This window comes from Bacillus mycoides (genome assembly GCF_000832605.1).
Lineage (GTDB): Bacteria > Bacillota > Bacilli > Bacillales > Bacillaceae_G > Bacillus_A > Bacillus_A mycoides.
The window spans coordinates 3076624-3093757 of record NZ_CP009692.1; the positions used below are offsets into that span (position 1 = coordinate 3076624).

Sequence of the window (17134 nt, forward strand, 5' to 3'; positions counted from 1 at the left end):
TAAAAAGAAGTAACATGGGGGGATAGGATTGAATAGATTCATTGGCCCGGTTGACTCTAATATGGTGAAAATTCCAACAGGAAAAGTAGAATTAAGAGATGATCGAATAAAAAAAGAATGGCAAGTTCAAATAAAACCATTTCTTCTTGCAAAGTATGTTGTAACAGCGGAATTATATTACGCAATTACGAATCGTGCACTAAATGGTAATGAAAATGGTAATAAACCTGTTGTAAATATTTCATGGCATGATGCAATTGCTTTTTGTAATTTACTGTCTAAAATAGCAGGGTTTACAGAGTATTATTCTATACAAGATGATGGGAAAAAGGTTAGTTGTAACTTGCATTCAAATGGCTATCGATTACCGTCTGAGGCAGAGTGGCAATATGCATGTAAAGCAGGTACGACGGGATATACGTATGGGGAACTTCAGAAAATAGCGTGGTATAATGAAAATTCAAGTGGGCAAATTCATGACGTCGGTAAAAAAGAGCCGAATGCATGGGGACTTTATGATATGTTAGGGAACGTTTGGGAATGGTGCTATGATTTGTATGATGAAACAGTGTACGGGTCATACCGCATTTTTCGTGGTGGTAGTTGGGCTGAAGCAGCTAGAGGTTGCGGTGCCACTTGTCGCCGTCGTAGTCATCCTACGTTTCATATAGATGATCTCGGTTTTAGGCTTGCTAGGTCAATTTAGCAGGAAAATGATACATATAACTCCGTAAAGAGTATGGAAAGTATCCATACTCTTTACAACATAGAAATTTTAAAATTTAAGGAGTGTTTTGAATGGCACGTGTTTTATTCATTAACGCTGGATCAGAAGGACATATAAATCCAACATTACATGTTGTAGAAGAACTGATTTCTCGCGGTGAAGAGGTAGTTTATTTTTCAATAGAGGCTTTCAGGGAGCGTATTGAGAAGACAGGTGCTACTGTACGAACGATTGATGATGAAAAATTTATAAAAGCATTTCTTTCCGGTGGTCGAAATTATTTACAGGAAAGAATAAACGGCCTTCTACATACAGCTGATATTGTAATACCTAGTGTTCTAGAACAAATTGAAGGTGAACATTTTGATTATATTATTCATGATTCGATGTTTGGCTGTGGTCGCTTAATTGCCCAAATTCTTAATCTTCCAGCCATAAATTCATGCACATCTTTTGCACAAGATGAAAAATCATTTAAACAAATGTTAGACCATCTTTCTAAAAATATCCCACTGGAAGTTCAGGATAGAATACATAATGATTTTGAAAACTTAACTAATGGAATTACAGAAAAATATGGTGTTAATATAAACTCACCGTATGAAGTTTTCTGTAATCCAGCTTCACTTACTATTGTGTATACAATTAAGGAGTTCCAACCTTTTGGGGATACATTTAATGAAACATTCAAATTTGTGGGTCCATCTATCTCTACACAATTGAAAAATGAAGGTTTTGATTACACTTCAATTGAAGAAAAAAGCCTGATTTACATTTCATTAGGTACTGTTTTTAATGAAGCGCTTGATTTTTATAAACTTTGTATGAAGGCGTTCGAGAATAGTAAGCATACACTTGTTATGTCTATTGGCAACAAAACGGAAATAAGTGATTTAGGTAATATCCCTAAAAACTTCATTGTGAAAAACTATGTACCACAAACTGAACTTCTCAAATATACGAAACTATTTATTACACACGGCGGTATGAACAGTACGCATGAAGGGATATATAACGGTGTTCCACTCGTTGTAATTCCGCAAAGTGCAGATCAGCCAGTAATCGCAAGGCAAGTTGAGAATCTCGGAGCAGGGGTTACATTACAAATGCAAGGATTAACGGAGAGTCAACTACGTGAGAGTGTAGATCTAGTATTAAATAACTCTTCATTCAAAGAAACTGTTTTGAATATGAAGGAGTCTTTCCGAAAATCAGGTGGGTATAAGCAAGCTGTTGATGAAATTTTTAAATTTACAGGCTGTTATTAAAACTATACATGTGAAAGGGTGTCTATATTAAATGATATAGACACTTTTATGTTATATGAAGCGAGGAATTGATGAAATGGAAAGAATGAAAATACTAGATGTAAATTTTGCTGATATGACAGCTACACCATTTTTTCAAGTGGAGGCGAAAAATAGAATTAGATTCGATATAGAATTATTTGAGAGTAATTTGAGAGGATTAAGAGGGATTTTGACTGAACTTTTTAAAAGTCCTGATACGATTGATGTTTCATTTATTTCCGGTTACATAACATATGGTAAAAGTAAGAGAATAAATGAGAAAACAAAAATTGGGAGGTTCATGAAGATTAAGAATTGGACAGAAACGAAAGTAGACGTTGATGATCTTGAAAGTACAATCATATTTACTACGATTAAAGGTGTACATGAAGATGAAGTATATAAGTATTGCAAGTATGTCGTTAATGGTGGTCAGCAAGCGTATATTTCTTTTTATAACGATACTTATTAATTGTATATAAGTACAGACGTTATTGACATTGTTTCACCAGATACAAGTTTAATAGAAAAGTTAAAACTTCAATACAGTGAAGAATATGATAAGTTTTATGAAACTATATTGACGGATTCGGAAATGTTTACAAGTGATAAGTAATTTCAAAGTATTGATAGAAAGATATATGGAAAATGGAGATGGCACGTTGTTTTAAAATAATGTGATCTCACATTGCCATGCGTTTTAAGTTAACGATGAAGGGTTTCAAGACGACTTGGTGCAATTCATCCATATATATACCTAAAATTTTTCATTACAAGTACTACAATTTCTATTGCTCACTTTTACTTTATAAATTTAGGATGTAGTTTTACGTGTTAGTAGTAATTTCACTGTTTCTGCACAACTTCTGCACACATTTAGGTGATTTCTATGTCATGATATATTCCATAAGTGAAATATTTCACAAGAAATGAAATGTTTCTTTACGACGGTGTATGCATATTTACGCATACACGAAATAAGATTGACTCTTGTTATTCTTTTACATCAAAGCCCACATTACACTACGAAGTATAACAAGAAGGGGACAGGAACATGAATAATCGATTTTTAAAACAACTACAAAACTTGAAAATGAACAAAAAAAGTATAGGAGCTGTTGCATTAACAGCTGGAATTATCAGCACGACACTTATTCCTCAAAATGCATACGCGCACGGCTTTGTTGAAAAGCCTGGTAGCCGTTCCGCTTTATGTAGTCCAACTTATGGTGCTCTAAATGTAAACTGCGGAAGTGTTATGTATGAACCACAAAGTTTAGAAGCTCCAAAAGGATTCCCACAAGGTGGCCCAGTTGATGGGCAAATCGCTTCTGCAGGTGGAAAATTTGGCGGTATTTTAGATCAACAAACAGCAAATCGTTGGTTTAAAAATACAATCACTGGTGGGGAAAATACATTTACTTGGAAGTATACAGCACCTCACTTAACAAGCAAATGGCACTACTATATTACAAAAAAAGGATGGAATCCAAATAAAGCACTAACAAGAGCAGACTTTGAGCCAATTGGCACTGTACAACATGATGGTTCTGCAGCTTCAAATAATTTAACTCATAAAATCAATGTACCTACTGACCGTAGTGGATATCATGTGATTTTCGCTGTATGGGATGTAGCTGATACAGCAAATGCGTTCTATAATGTAATTGATGTGAATCTCATCAATAATGTGAAACCAGACACAGAAGCGCCAAGTATTCCAAATGGAATTCAGGCGCAAAAAGTAACAGCGAATAGTATAGAACTAACATGGAACGTTTCTACGGATAATGTAGGAGTAAAAGGGTACCAAATCTTCCGTAACGGAGAGATGATTGACACAGTACCAGGCACTTATTTTATTGATAAGAAATTACAACCAAGCACAGAATATACTTATACTGTAAAAGCAATTGACGCAGCTGGCAATGTATCGAAAGAAAGTACAGCGCTTACAGTGAAAACAACAGTTGAAGCTCTTGATACAGAAGCACCAACACAACCAAAAGGATTACATAGCATGGGAACAACAGCGTCAAGTGTGGATCTAATGTGGAGCCCATCTGATGATAACGTTGGAGTAGACTATTACGATATTTATAGAGAAATAGAAGGAACAATGAAAAAAATTGCAACATCCAATACGACTTCTTATATGGATAAAAATTTACTCGCTAATACTACTTATAAATATGCAGTGAAAGCAGTGGATGTAGTTGGAAATGAATCCGTACAAAGTGATACGTTCACAATTACTACAAAAACTGAAAGCGCTTCATATGAAGCGTGGGATGCAAAGAAAGCATATAAAAAGGAAGATAGAGTTTTACACGAGGGAAAAGTGTATGAAGCAGTCCAGAATTATGAAGGACATGGGGATCCAAACTGGATTTTTGCTTTATCCTTATGGAAAACAGTGTAAGCTTTACCTCAAAATGAAATGAAAGATGATGGGCTTTGATGCAAAAAAAGGAAGTTTGAGAGTTAACTTTTCTGCTTATAAAAAAGACGACGTATTCAGCGTCGTCTTTTTGTATTAATCTAGAATATTCATCAAAGAGACTTTCAAACGAATAAGCTACAGAAAGGTTACTATACGAATACATAATGTAGAATCATATAGTAACCTTTCTATTATGATAACACTTTCGTCATAAGAATATGTGGAATTCCATCTTCCATAAATACGTCGGAAGAAGTTTGATAGCCTAATTTTTCATAAAACCCTTCAGCTTGTGTTTGACCGTGTAGTTTAACTTTGTTTGCTTCTTTGTTACGAGCAATCTCTTCTAACTTTTGAATGATTACTTTGCCTAATCCGTATTTGCGATAGTCTTTTAAAATACAAATTCTTTCTAGTTTACCCATTCCGTCAACGAATCGTATACGGCCAGTTCCTACAGGAAGTTCATTATAATAAACTAATATATGTTTGCATGCCTCGCCAATTTGGTCATATGTATCGAATTCATCTTCAAGAGGGACACCTTGTTCTTTTACAAAGACTTCTTTTCGAATGTGAAAGGCAGTTTCTAAATCTGTAAGTTCTGTTATGAGTTTGGATTGCAAATTGTTCAGCCCTTTCTAGTGTGATATGAATGTGTTTTCATAGTATATCATACTGTAATGCTATAAAAGAAAAAACTGACTTGCAAAAGTCAGCCTTTAAAATGCTTAATATTCTTTTATACCGTTTTTTGTTCCGATGATCGTTTTGCTCGTCATATTGATAAATAATCCTGTTTCAACTACACCGGTAATCATCTTTAACTCTGTATGTGTATCATTTGGATTCAATATTTTGTTTGGAAAAATACAATCAATAATTAAATTGCCGTTATCAGTTATAAATGGTCCGCCATCTTTCATACGTAAACACGTTTCGCATCCTAAAGATTGAATTCTTTTTTCAGTTTGCTTCCAAGAGAAGGGGATAATTTCAATAGGAAGTGGAAAGGTACCTAAATGTGAAACGAGTTTGGATTCATCTGCAATAATAATAAGTTCTTTAGAGGAGGTGGCAACAATCTTTTCGCGAAGTAATGCACCACCGCCACCTTTTATTAATTGTAAATCATTATTGATTTCATCTGCTCCATCAATTGTGAGATCAAGTATATCAATTTCATTTAAAGAGATTAGCGGAATAGATAATTGTTTTGCTAATACTTCAGTTTCTTTTGATGTCGGTGCAGCTTGAATAGATAACCCTTCTTGTACACGGTGACCTAACTTTTGTATCGTCCAATATACGGTTGAACCCGTACCAAGTCCAATCGTCATACCATCTCTTACAAAGCCAGCAGCATATTCGCCTGCAAGCTGTTTTAAATTCATCATTTTACTCCGCTGGGCGTGGTCCAGCATCTAAACCGGAATTTTCAACTGTAAGTATAGGGCGAACGGTAATATCTTTATGTACACGCATTTGGCACGATAATCGTAAGTGGTCTTCAATTCCTTTTTCCGTAATAGCTTGTTTTTCATCATTTGTCGCCTCACAAAAATCACCTGCAATGACTTCAACTCTACAAGTTGTACATCTTGCTTTGCCACCGCAACGATGAAGAATGTGTACACCGTTATCTTCAAGTGCTAATACTAATTTCGTTCCTTCTTTAATATCGAAAGTTCCGGTACCTTCAACTGTTAATTTTGGCAAATTGATTCCTCCTCATGTAAAATGCTATATAACATATTTATGACCCGTATTCATGAACATAAACATAAAATTAATTATAAGCCCCGTAACTTTTTTATTTGTTCAATCGTTTATTAAGTAAGCGCTGAAAAGGAGTGGTTATTTTGTGCACAAAAGTAACTCAGGTTTTAAAGGATCATATCGATATGAATCATTCAAATATAAATTTTTTAATTACACATTATGCAGAGGTAAAAAGATACTGTACGTTTTTGACGAAAAACAAATGGGATGGGGAAGACCTTGCCCAAGAAGCAATTTGCAAAGTTCTTCAAAAGTATAGTGAGAAGGAAATTTGTATAACGCTTCTGTATAAAATTGCTCGAAATCAATGGTTAGATCAAATGAAATCAAAATCCGTTCAAGAAAAGTTAGAACAGCAAAATACATTTGAAGAACCACATGGAAAAATTGCAGATTTGCATGAAATGGTAGGGAAAGTATTGTCTTCGTTAAATGTGCAACAATCCGTAATTTTATTATTGAAGGATGTTTTTCAATATAGTATCGCGGATATTGCAAAAATATGCTCTGTATCAGAAGGGGCAGTGAAAGCATCTTTATTTAGGAGTAGAAATAGGCTGAAAACTGTAAATGAAGAAGGCATTGAAATAGTGGAGTACACGGATGATGTTGAAATCGTTGTAACTTCTATTCAAGAAGAAAGACCTGAATTGTTGACGAAACTTCTCCCAACAATAGATTTCACTAAGTTACCATCAATACAACCAGTGTTATTCTTCAGTATGAAACAATCTTCTTCTTACAGTTGTATGCTTAATGCGGCATAAAACAGATGGAGGGATTTATAATGAGTGTAATTCCTTACGTAATAGAACAAACGAAATTAGGAGAACGCTCCTATGATATATATTCAAGATTATTAAAAGACCGAATTATTATGATTGGTTCAGAAATTAACGATCAAGTTGCAAGCAGTGTAGTAGCACAATTATTGTTTTTAGAAGCGGAAGATGCAGAAAAAGATATATTCCTGTATATCAATAGTCCGGGTGGTTCAACGACAGCGGGATTTGCAATATTAGATACGATGAACCTTATTAAACCAGATGTGCAAACACTTTGTATGGGCTTTGCGGCATCATTTGGTGCGCTTTTACTATTAGCTGGCGCAAAAGGAAAAAGATTTGCGCTCCCTAACAGTGAAATCATGATTCATCAACCGCTCGGCGGTGTAAAAGGGCAAGCAACGGAGATTGAAATTACAGCAAAAAGAATATTAAAGTTAAAACATGATATTAACAAAATTATATCTAATCGAACAGGGCAACCAGTAGAAAAGGTAGCTCATGATACAGAAAGAGATTATTTTATGACGGCAGTAGAAGCGAAGGAATATGGAATTGTTGATGCAGTTATTGAGAAAAAATAACGTAAAACAGGCTAGAGAATATACTAAATTCTCTAGCCTGTTTTTGTCATTCTTTATTCTTTTATCCATTCATCAACTAAAGCTTGATTCTTTTTTATCCATTTTCGAGCAGCTTCTTCTGGATCTTTCGTTTTATTTAACATGACCATTAACGTACCAAGTTGTTCATCGTTCATTTTCCATTGATCAAAGTATTTCACAATATCCGGATGATCTTTTTCGAAACCTTTACGAACGGAGTAATAAATGTCATCTTTTTCACCATATACTTTCTTAGGGTCTTTTAAATATTTTAAGTCAAATTCTGAAAAGCCCCAATGAGGATTCCAAAGCGTAACAGCGATTGGTTTCTTTTTCGTATATGCCTTCTTTAGTTCGCTCATCATCGCAGCTTCTGAAGATTGGACAAGTTTTAGTTTTATATCATATTCCTTCATTGCTTTATTCGTTAAATTCATTAGGCTACTACCAGGTTCAATCCCAACAATTTTATTATCTAGCTCATCTTTATGTGCATTTAAATCTTCAATACTGTTAACGTTTTTCACATAAGAAGGGACGACTAAACCAAGCCCAGTACCTTCATACCATTTTGATTTTAAGACGAAGTCATCTTTGTAACGGGCATTTAATGGTTTATCCGTAACAGGAAGCCATACTTCTAGATTCGCATCAACATCACCACGTGCGACGCCAGTCCATATCGCAGCTTTTTCTAAATACATGAGTTCAACTTTATAGCCTTTTTCTTCTAATAAAACTTTCCACATATTTGCGGTTGCGATATTTTCTTTCCAACTTGTTACACCAAGTTTAATTTTTCCTTTCGAATTTGCATTTGTTGCATTACAAGAAGTGAAAATCATACTAATAAATAGTAACAGACTTATAATCCATATTTTTTTTCGCATTCAAAACCTCCTGTGAAGCTTTTGCTTTTATAAATTAATCTATAAGTGAACCTTCTTATTATGAACGGAAACAAGAATTTTTAAAGAAATCTTATATATGTCATTTTTATGTAATATTTCTCTGTAAAATCGCAACACTATGTAAATAGATGGGTAGAAAAGGAGTAGTGACATGGATAATACAAAGGTACGTGTTGAAAATGTAACAAAAGTTTTTGGGAAACATCCGCAACGAGCGCTTACCTTATTAAAAGAAGGAAAAAGCAAATCGGAAATTTTAAAGGAGACAGGAATGAACGTTGGTGTGAAAAAGGCAACGTTTGAAGTATACACTGGAGAAATTTTCGTTATTATGGGTTTGTCTGGTAGTGGGAAATCTACATTGGTTCGAATGCTAAATCAATTAATTAAACCGACAGCGGGGCATATATACATAGATGGTGAAGATATCGCGACGATGGGAAAAGAAGAGTTGCGAAGAGTAAGAAGAACGAAGATGAGCATGGTGTTTCAAAAGTTCGCTTTATTTCCGCACCGTACAGTGATACAAAACGTTGCGTACGGGTTAGAAATTCAAGGAGTTCCAGTAGAGGAAAGAGAAAATAAGGCGTTAGAATCGCTACAGTTAGTAGGGCTAGATCATCATAAAGATAATTACCCAAGCCAACTTAGTGGTGGTATGCAGCAGCGTGTTGGAATCGCAAGGGCACTAACGAATAATCCAGATGTATTACTAATGGACGAGTCATTTAGTGCATTAGATCCACTAATTCGAAAAGAAATGCAAGATGAATTGTTAGAGTTACAAGATAAAATGGAAAAAACAATTATATTTATTACACATGATTTAGATGAAGCTCTTCGAATTGGTGATCGTATCGCATTAATGAAAGATGGAGAAATTGTCCAAATTGGAACACCGGAAGAAATTATGATGAGTCCTGCCAATGAATTTGTAGAGAAATTCGTGGCGGACGTGAATTTAGGAAAAGTAATTACGGCGGAATCTATATTGAAACGACCGGAGACTTTATTAATTGATCGTGGACCACGTGTAGCACTTCAAATTATGAGGAATGCAGGTGTTTCTACGGTATATGTTGTAAACAAAAAGTATGAATTTCTAGGTATATTAACTGCGGATGATGCAAGTAAAGCGGTACAAAAACAATGGCCAATTGCTGATTTATTACTTAACGATATCCCGCACGTGTATTTAGATACATTACTGGAAGAAACGTATGCAAAAATGGCGGAGATGAAATATCCATTACCGGTAATTGATGAAAAGAAAAGGTTAAGAGGAATTATTAAACGTGAAAGTGTCATTCAAGCTCTTGCAGGAAACATCGAGGAAGAGGTGAAAGACGATGAATAATATTCCGCGCATTCCATTAGGCGAATGGGTTGATTCATTTGTTGCAAGTTTATATGAGCACTTTGAAGGCTTGTTCCGAGGATTCTCCTATATTATCGGTGGATTCGTTGATTTACTCACTAATTTTTTAACAATAATACCAGCCATAGTGATGATTATCATCTTATGTTTCCTCATTTGGTACACAACGAGGAAATTATCTTTAGTCATTTTTACGCTCATCGGATTATTATTTATTTTAAATATTAACTACTGGGCACAAACGATGCAAACATTAGCGCTCGTACTTACGTCAGTTATTATTTCAATTATTATCGGAATTCCCATTGGCATTTTAGCATCTCAAAATGAACGTTTCTCAAAATTTTTAAAGCCGACATTAGATTTTATGCAAACAATGCCGGCATTCGTCTATCTCATTCCCGCGATAACATTTTTTGGAGTAGGCGTCGTACCAGGCATTATTGCTTCCGTTATTTTTGCTATGCCACCGACAATCAGATTTACAGACTTAGGAATTAGACAAGTTCCAGAAGATTTAATTGAAGCTGCGAATGCATTTGGCTCTACCGCATCACAAAAATTATTTAAAGTACAATTACCGCTCGCAACCGGAACGATCATGGCTGGCGTGAATCAAAGTATTATGCTTTCGTTATCAATGGTTGTAACAGCTTCACTTGTAGGAGCGCCAGGACTTGGCGTCGATGTGTATCGCTCTGTAACACAAGTAAATATCGGAATGGGATTTGAAGCTGGACTAGCTATCGTCGTGATTGCGATTATATTAGATCGAATTACGCAAGGGTTTTATACAAAAAGAAAATAATTCAAAAAACACACTTTATACTACAAAGTGTGTTTTTTGAATTCGAATTACATCCGAACAATAACAGAACCTCCAGCTGGTGCACAAACTTGGTTTTGCTGTTGTTCCATTGATTTAATTAAATGATTATTTTCTTCGATTAATGAGATTAATTTAGCTAATTGGCTTTCAAGGCTTGCGATGCGCTGCATCATGTATTGCGAATCATAATGCAGTGTATTCCTTACTGGATGGGGGGAGTAAGCATATTGTTGATTTATATTTGGATTCCAATGAGGATACATTTGAATCGTTCCTCCTTCAATAAATTACTGATCTTTCTTATAGTAAATGCCTATGTATATGTAATGGTGACTTGAAAATTCTTTCAAACGAAGAGGATTATGTAGGGGGAATGGAAAAGTAATAAAGTACATTTTTTGGAAATTTTTAAGCGGAATAGTAAATATATTAGGAAACAGCAACGTTCATGTAAATAGATATTATATAGGGAGAAATGATGAGAGGAGATGCAATTTTGTCTAAACATAAAAAAAGAAATGATGCTATGACAATTGGTGTCGCTATAGGTGTTGTAATCGGTGTAATTCCTGGTGTATTTACTGATAATATAGCAATCGGAATAGCGATTGGGATTGCAGTTGGAATGGGGATTACGCTTTTGAAGAAATAATGAGTTGTAAATTATTTTAATGTGAAAATTCTCATTTAAAGAGATTGAATTTTCGGAATATAAAACCTATTTCTCCTTTTTTTATGATATTATATATGCAAAGGATGGTGATGAATATGCCAATAAACAATCAAGCAGAACAAAACTGCTTCATTTGTGAAAAACATAAAGGGAATATTACAGTTCCGGGTGGAGCTATTTACGAAGATGAACTCGTTTACGTTGGACATGTCCATTGGGATGCAGAAGAAACATATCTTGGTTATGTAATGATAGATATAAAAAGACATGTACCTGGTCTCGCTGAATTAACTGAAAATGAGGCGAAAGCATTCGGACTTATAACAAGTAGAATAAGTAAAGCGTTAAAAGAAAGCGAAGGTGCAGAACATATTTACACTTTCGTTTCAGGAAATGGTGTACCGCATATGCATATGCACATTATACCGCGTTATCCAAATACACCAAAAGAGTTTTGGTCACCGACTGAAGTAGCAAATTGGACTGGTGCACCACATGGAGATTCAGAGAAAATTAAAAAACTATGCGAAAGAATACGAAAGTATATGGTAAATGAGTATGCATACAACAAATAATACACAATATTCATGGGTTGGAAGTAGGGAAATGTGTTTAGACGAAGTTTCAGTAAAGCAATATGGTGATATCGTACTTGGTAGATACGGCGGGAATATAAGTGCCGGAGCAAAAAAGAATGAAGACGGTGCATTAGTTTTGTCGAATGGTGATTGGGAATTCGCCGTTATATTAGACGGGCATAATAGTGCAGAAAGTGTTGAATTAGTAGTAAATACAATCCAAAAAGAATATGAAAATATAGAAGTGATTATGAAAGAATCAATTGAAACCGTATTTCGATCTGTTGAAAATTATATACTTACGATATTTCAATCCCGCTCATTTAAAGAAAAGTGCGAAAGGGTAAAAGGTGAAACGGCTTGCTTAATATGCGTAAGAAAAGAAAATTACATATGGTGGCTTTCCATAGGTGATTGCTTAGTTTATGTATTTCATGATGAATTACATAAATTAGGACAATATACATTGAATCAACGCCACTTTTACGAATGGATTGGAAATGTAAACACATTTGATTTACCCGTTCCTTGCTATTCATCAGGAATTCGTGAATTACGTACTGGAAAGAATCGAATTGTAATGGTGACAGATGGGGTATTAGAATGCGGGGAACGCCGTTATGAAACTCCATTAAATCTTTATAATGATATGAACGGAAATAATGTAGAGCTTAAAGAACATGTTCACAATGTTTTAGAACACGTTCATCATCAATTAGGACGAGATAGTGCGACCATTATTAGTTGGGACCTAGAAAACAAAACAAATGCTACGTATCCGAGTGATCAGCCGGAGAAAATTAAAGTAAAAAAATAAAAAGGAGAGGGTTTTCTGTCCGGTACAAAAATATCCTTATTAATTTTATGGGTGCTATCTTTATTGGTTTTTGAAAGAATAGCGAGAAGACAGTTAAATATACCGAAACAAAAAGGATGGAATAACCAATATGTGAATGATACACATAAGTGGGGAAATAGAATTATCATTTCCTCTTATATAGTTGTTATTGCTATAAGCACTTTTCTTCCAAATCGTATATATATGGGCTATGTACCTCTTTTATTTTTTATTACGTTATATGGATTTCAATCATATATGGAGTGGAAATATGATAAGGAATCGCGGGAGTTTTTGATTTCATTATTAGGAGTTGTAGCATTAATAATAACAGGGTTCATACTAAAATGATTATTGATGGTACAAATAATGAGATAACTAATTAATAAGAAACCATTCATCTATACATGAATGGTTTCTTATTATGTGTACGAAGTTCGGTCTTCGCAATTTAATCATTTATTTTAGCCAATATGGATTTAATGAAATTTGTTTTATCCTCTGCATATTTATGCTTATCATTAGGGTTAGCTGTTGAAAGTTGAATCTTTAACTGTTCATACTGCATACGAGAAGTTTTATTGTCTATTAAGTAATCTCTGAATTTTAATTGTTCTATTAAATATGGATTCCCTTGTTCATACATATGAATTTGATGAGTTCTTGGCTCACCTTTATTGAAATAATACCTTTCGGGTAATACATCTTTTCTATATTTATAATTTAATTGTTCTAGGTTCGTAATACATTTTAGACCACTTTTGGAATCTCTTAATTCCATCGCAATATCAATAATAGGTTTTGCGCTTAAATGCGGGATGGAAGTACTTCCAATATGGTGTATCGCTAAAATATATTTTCCAATGTGTTCCTCAATTAATTGTTTTTCTTTTGAAAACTCAAATTCCCACTCTTCGGACCACGGAACTAAAAACACTTTACCATAGGGTAAACCTAGCATTTAATTAGCACCCCCTTACATATTTTTTCAATAAAGTTACTTACATCTTCTTAAAACTCCTCAATACAAGAAACTCCCACAATCTCCAAGGAAGAACCTTCTTCGCAAAGATCATAAATTTTACACCTTTCCCAATTGGGTATCGTAATGTAGTACGCCTTGCTTCAGCAATTTCTACGATTTTATTTGCAACATCCATCGGATTACCAAGTGTATCGTTGCCATTGTTTATGTGCTTTTGTATTTTATCCATATATTCTTTGTAAGGAGAGGTTGTATCAGATTGGTTTTCAGCTAATTGTTTACCAACTTCCCATATGTTCGTGTTATAAGAACCAGGTTCAAGTAAGGCAACGTCTATTCCGAAAGGCTTTACTTCTAAGCGAAGGGATTCACTCCAGCCTTCTAATGCATATTTTGAAGAAACGTAAGGAGATAGACCAGGGAATCCTACTTTCCCGCTAATACTGCTTATATTAATGATTTTTCCGCTTTTCTGCTTTCTCATATATGGTAAGACAAGTTGCGTGATGGATATAGCTCCAAAAAGATTTGTTTCAAATTGTTTACGGTAGTCCTCCACTGGGATTTCTTCGATAAAGCCCCCATTTGCATATCCTGCATTATTTATGAGAATGTCTATTCTGTTTATTTCGTTTAAAAATAATTGGAAGTTATGTATAGAACCTTGATCTGTTACATCTAATTGTTTAACTTTTATATTTTGTTGTAAGTCGAGTTTAGTAGCTTGAGATATTAAGTCTATTTGTTTCTCAAGATTGCGCATTGTAGCAATGACAAAATAGTCTTTTTTTGCAAGTTCAAGTGTCGTTAAAAGTCCGAATCCACTTGATGCTCCTGTAATAATCGCGATTTTTTTATTCATTGTTCGCTCGCTTTCTTTTTCTTTTATCATAACGAGTTATAAAGAGAAAATCTATTTATTGTATAAAGATATTTGATATAATTGAAAATAATTATCAATTAAATTTTGGTTTTTACATAAAAGGAGTGTGGGTTTCATGGAGACTAACGGTTTTCATGATATTTTTCATAAATATTTTTATGGTTTACAAGTTGTAGAGGAAAGACATATGAATGTTCCAAAAACAATAGGTATGGGTGAAATACGAAGATGTACTTCATTTTCAGGTATGGAAATTGTGTTATCAAATTATCAATTTCATAATAACCATCGCATCCAGTTTGCATCTGATGCAGCAATGGTGGAGCTTAATTTTTGTTTACAAGGGTTCGGAGGAGTGCAAGTTGGTCATTCTTCGTATGAATTAATGACTGGAAATAGCTATTTATATTTTATGAATGATTTTGATGTAGTATTTGAATATGAAAAAGAAACGCCTCTATATTCATTAGCGATTGGGATTCCTGTACAATTGTTTAATCATTTCATGATGAATAATGCTATTGAAAAAAGTCTTGATTTTCATTCTATATTAGGAAATCAATCTTTTAAAAAGTTTCAAAATCCAATTGATTCTATAACATCTAATCTTATTAAGAGAATGATAGAGCATCCCCAAAAGGATCGTATTAGTCAACTAGAATTAGAAAGTAAAGCGCTCGAATTGCTTTCTATACATTTGGGGAGAGTGTTGCTTAATGATTGTGACGCAAATAAAAGGAGTCAATTATCAAAACAGGATTTGAATAAAATAAAACAGGCTGAAGAAATTTTACTTCAACGAATGGAATCACCCCCATCATTATTAGAATTAGCTAAAATAGTAGAGTTAAATGATTATAAATTAAAAATTGGGTTTAAAGAATTATTTGGGATGTCCACATTTGCATATTTACGAGAAAAGCGTATGGAGCATGCGATAGATTTACTGCGTTCGGGAAATAGTAATGTGACCGAAACGGCATTTGCAGTTGGATACAATAATGTCAGTCATTTTTCAGAGTTATTTCGTAAAAAGTATGGAATGAATCCATCAGAATTTTTACGTATTTATTAACGTAAAACAGGAATAATCCGCTATACCGTAAATTCCTCCGTCATTTGGTAGTTGCTTTTTGTAATGGTCATTATAATTACAAACAACATCCAATTGGAAATAACTTTTTATGGAGGAATTTAAATGAAAGAACGGAATGAAAGTCATTTTTGGATATTTGTATTAACAGGAATGTTTCTTATTATAACAACGACGGGTTTTGCACGTATGGCATATGGAATTATATTGCCGTTTATGCAAGAAGGACTCCATTTATCTACAGCTCAAGCAGGTATGTTAGGAACCATACTCTTTTTAGGGTATTTATTAACAGTCGGAACATCTGGAATACTTACTATCCGTTTTGGAGCAAAATCAGTTTTATTAATAGGGAGTTGGCTCGTCGTTATAAGTTTAATAGGATTAGCATTTGTCTCCTCATTTTGGATAGCCTCTATTTGTATGTTATGTGCTGGAGCTGGTAGTGCCCTTGTATATACACCACTCATGTCAATAACAGTAGGATGGTTTCCAGAAAAAAGAGGAACTGCAATGGGGCTATTATTAAGCGGTGCTGGTATAGGCATGCTATTTAGTGGAATAATTGTTCCTTATATAGTACGTGCATTTCCAGAGTATAGTTGGCGTGGTTCATGGCTTTTGTTTGGAGTTATTACATGTATTGTTGTATTCGTTGCCTCAATTGTTTTGAAAAATCCAGAAGTTACTGAAGATGAGGGGGAAAGGAATAATAAGTCGTTTTTATGGAAAACGAAAGAGCTATACATCATTGCATGGATGTATTTTATTGTGGGCGTTGTTTATTTAATTCCAAATTTATATCAAACTAGTTTTATGATTAATAATGGTATTGCGGCATCAATTTCGGGAACTGTTTATGCGATTGCAGGAATGTTTTCAATCGTAGGAGCTCCTGTCTGGGGATTGATTTCGGATCGGGTTGGTATAAAGAAGACGTTATGTATTGCACTTTTATTAGCTGTAATAGGTGATATGATTCCAATTATATTTGGACATACCATTGGCTTTATCATGTCGGCAATTATTTGGGGTTCCAGCCTCGGAGGTATCCTTTTATTAATTCAAGTTGCTGCTTCAAAGCAAGTATCTCCGAAATATGTCTCAATGGCAATTAGTTTTATATCCGTTTTCTATGCAGTTGGTCAAATGATTGGACCAGGACTTGCAGGATGGATTATCGGGGAAAGTGGATATACAACAGCTTATGGATTAGGTGCTTTTGGTTTCTTTATGTGCATATGTTTGGGATTAAGGCTAAAAAGAGGGGATCTGGCAAACTCAGCGTATATAGAGAAGTGAGTATTGTCTTGAAATGAATCTTTTTAATGGGGG

Annotated in this window: 20 protein-coding genes and 1 pseudogene; 14 read left to right on the top strand and 7 right to left on the bottom strand. The window is 34.3% G+C overall.

The window, feature by feature from the left end; translation table 11 throughout:
* The first annotated feature begins 28 nt into the window (after nt 1–28).
* From BG05_RS17800 to BG05_RS17815, 4 genes and pseudogenes are all read left to right on the top strand, one after another.
* The gene (locus BG05_RS17800) at nt 29–706 is read left to right on the top strand and encodes a formylglycine-generating enzyme family protein (RefSeq protein ID WP_033734055.1); all 678 of its coding nucleotides are present in this window, start codon (nt 29–31) and stop codon (nt 704–706) included.
* A gap of 92 nt (nt 707–798) precedes the next feature.
* On the top strand, nt 799–1995 hold the full coding sequence (locus BG05_RS17805) for a macrolide family glycosyltransferase (RefSeq protein WP_003189835.1): 1197 nt from the start codon (nt 799–801) through the stop codon (nt 1993–1995).
* Nucleotides 1996–2071: 76 nt separating this feature from the next.
* Nucleotides 2072–2632 (top strand): annotated as a pseudogene (locus BG05_RS17810) (phosphatase).
* A gap of 438 nt (nt 2633–3070) precedes the next feature.
* Nucleotides 3071–4438 carry a lytic polysaccharide monooxygenase gene (locus BG05_RS17815; RefSeq protein ID WP_003189842.1) on the top strand — a complete coding sequence of 456 codons (1368 nt, stop codon included), beginning with the start codon at nt 3071–3073 and terminating at the stop codon, nt 4436–4438.
* 212 nt (nt 4439–4650) lie between these two features.
* Here the strand turns inward: BG05_RS17815 and BG05_RS17820 are convergent, their stop codons facing one another.
* From BG05_RS17820 to BG05_RS17830, 3 genes are all read right to left on the bottom strand, one after another.
* A complete protein-coding gene (locus BG05_RS17820; RefSeq protein WP_002189834.1) occupies nt 4651–5085 on the bottom strand; it encodes a GNAT family N-acetyltransferase in 435 nt (144 codons plus the stop codon).
* 105 nt (nt 5086–5190) lie between these two features.
* On the bottom strand, nt 5191–5853 hold the full coding sequence (gene rpiA, locus BG05_RS17825) for a ribose 5-phosphate isomerase A (protein WP_033734057.1): 663 nt from the start codon (nt 5851–5853) through the stop codon (nt 5191–5193).
* A 4-nt stretch (nt 5854–5857) separates the two neighbouring features.
* Complete coding sequence (locus BG05_RS17830; RefSeq protein WP_001125405.1) at nt 5858–6178, bottom strand: 2Fe-2S iron-sulfur cluster-binding protein; 321 nt, start codon at nt 6176–6178, stop codon at nt 5858–5860.
* A gap of 143 nt (nt 6179–6321) precedes the next feature.
* Here BG05_RS17830 and BG05_RS17835 point away from each other — a divergent pair, with 143 nt between their 5' ends.
* Together BG05_RS17835 and clpP are read left to right on the top strand one after the other, a co-directional pair.
* Nucleotides 6322–7008 (top strand): RNA polymerase subunit sigma-70, encoded by a 687-nt coding sequence (locus BG05_RS17835; RefSeq protein ID WP_033734059.1) that lies wholly within the window; start codon nt 6322–6324, stop codon nt 7006–7008.
* 20 nt (nt 7009–7028) lie between these two features.
* Entirely contained in the window at nt 7029–7610 is a 582-nt protein-coding gene (clpP, locus tag BG05_RS17840) for an ATP-dependent Clp endopeptidase proteolytic subunit ClpP (RefSeq protein WP_002127729.1), read from the top strand.
* A 53-nt stretch (nt 7611–7663) separates the two neighbouring features.
* Here clpP and BG05_RS17845 read toward each other — a convergent pair whose 3' ends face one another.
* A complete protein-coding gene (locus tag BG05_RS17845) occupies nt 7664–8521 on the bottom strand; it encodes a glycine betaine ABC transporter substrate-binding protein (RefSeq protein WP_002085124.1) in 858 nt (285 codons plus the stop codon).
* Between the two features lie 172 nt (nt 8522–8693).
* Here BG05_RS17845 and BG05_RS17850 point away from each other — a divergent pair, with 172 nt between their 5' ends.
* Entirely contained in the window at nt 8694–9899 is a 1206-nt protein-coding gene (locus BG05_RS17850) for a quaternary amine ABC transporter ATP-binding protein (RefSeq protein WP_000370622.1), read from the top strand.
* A complete protein-coding gene (locus tag BG05_RS17855; protein ID WP_002127727.1) occupies nt 9892–10728 on the top strand; it encodes an ABC transporter permease in 837 nt (278 codons plus the stop codon). The genes BG05_RS17850 and BG05_RS17855 overlap by 8 nt, the downstream gene beginning before the upstream one ends.
* Nucleotides 10729–10775: 47 nt before the next feature.
* Here BG05_RS17855 and BG05_RS17860 read toward each other — a convergent pair whose 3' ends face one another.
* Nucleotides 10776–11012, bottom strand: a complete 237-nt coding sequence (locus tag BG05_RS17860; protein ID WP_002110275.1) for a hypothetical protein — start codon at nt 11010–11012, stop codon at nt 10776–10778.
* Between the two features lie 215 nt (nt 11013–11227).
* Here BG05_RS17860 and BG05_RS17865 point away from each other — a divergent pair, with 215 nt between their 5' ends.
* From BG05_RS17865 to BG05_RS17880, 4 genes are all read left to right on the top strand, one after another.
* The gene (locus BG05_RS17865) at nt 11228–11401 is read left to right on the top strand and encodes a glycine zipper domain-containing protein (protein ID WP_016095574.1); all 174 of its coding nucleotides are present in this window, start codon (nt 11228–11230) and stop codon (nt 11399–11401) included.
* 104 nt (nt 11402–11505) lie between these two features.
* On the top strand, nt 11506–11997 hold the full coding sequence (locus BG05_RS17870; protein ID WP_003189859.1) for an HIT family protein: 492 nt from the start codon (nt 11506–11508) through the stop codon (nt 11995–11997).
* Entirely contained in the window at nt 11981–12817 is an 837-nt protein-coding gene (locus BG05_RS17875) for a PP2C family serine/threonine-protein phosphatase (RefSeq protein ID WP_170935230.1), read from the top strand. The genes BG05_RS17870 and BG05_RS17875 overlap by 17 nt, the downstream gene beginning before the upstream one ends.
* A gap of 63 nt (nt 12818–12880) precedes the next feature.
* Nucleotides 12881–13189, top strand: a complete 309-nt coding sequence (locus tag BG05_RS17880) for a DUF4181 domain-containing protein (RefSeq protein ID WP_003189862.1) — start codon at nt 12881–12883, stop codon at nt 13187–13189.
* A 100-nt stretch (nt 13190–13289) separates the two neighbouring features.
* Here the strand turns inward: BG05_RS17880 and BG05_RS17885 are convergent, their stop codons facing one another.
* Nucleotides 13290–13799 (bottom strand): GrpB family protein, encoded by a 510-nt coding sequence (locus tag BG05_RS17885; RefSeq protein ID WP_002200267.1) that lies wholly within the window; start codon nt 13797–13799, stop codon nt 13290–13292.
* 40 nt (nt 13800–13839) lie between these two features.
* On the bottom strand, nt 13840–14685 hold the full coding sequence (locus BG05_RS17890; RefSeq protein WP_016127101.1) for an oxidoreductase: 846 nt from the start codon (nt 14683–14685) through the stop codon (nt 13840–13842).
* 136 nt (nt 14686–14821) lie between these two features.
* On the opposite strand from BG05_RS17890, the gene BG05_RS17895 reads away from it, so the two are divergent.
* Both BG05_RS17895 and BG05_RS17900 read left to right on the top strand, forming a co-directional pair.
* On the top strand, nt 14822–15781 hold the full coding sequence (locus BG05_RS17895; protein WP_003189870.1) for a helix-turn-helix domain-containing protein: 960 nt from the start codon (nt 14822–14824) through the stop codon (nt 15779–15781).
* Nucleotides 15782–15904: 123 nt separating this feature from the next.
* Entirely contained in the window at nt 15905–17101 is a 1197-nt protein-coding gene (locus tag BG05_RS17900; protein WP_002013052.1) for an MFS transporter, read from the top strand.
* The last annotated feature ends 33 nt before the right edge of the window (nt 17102–17134 follow it).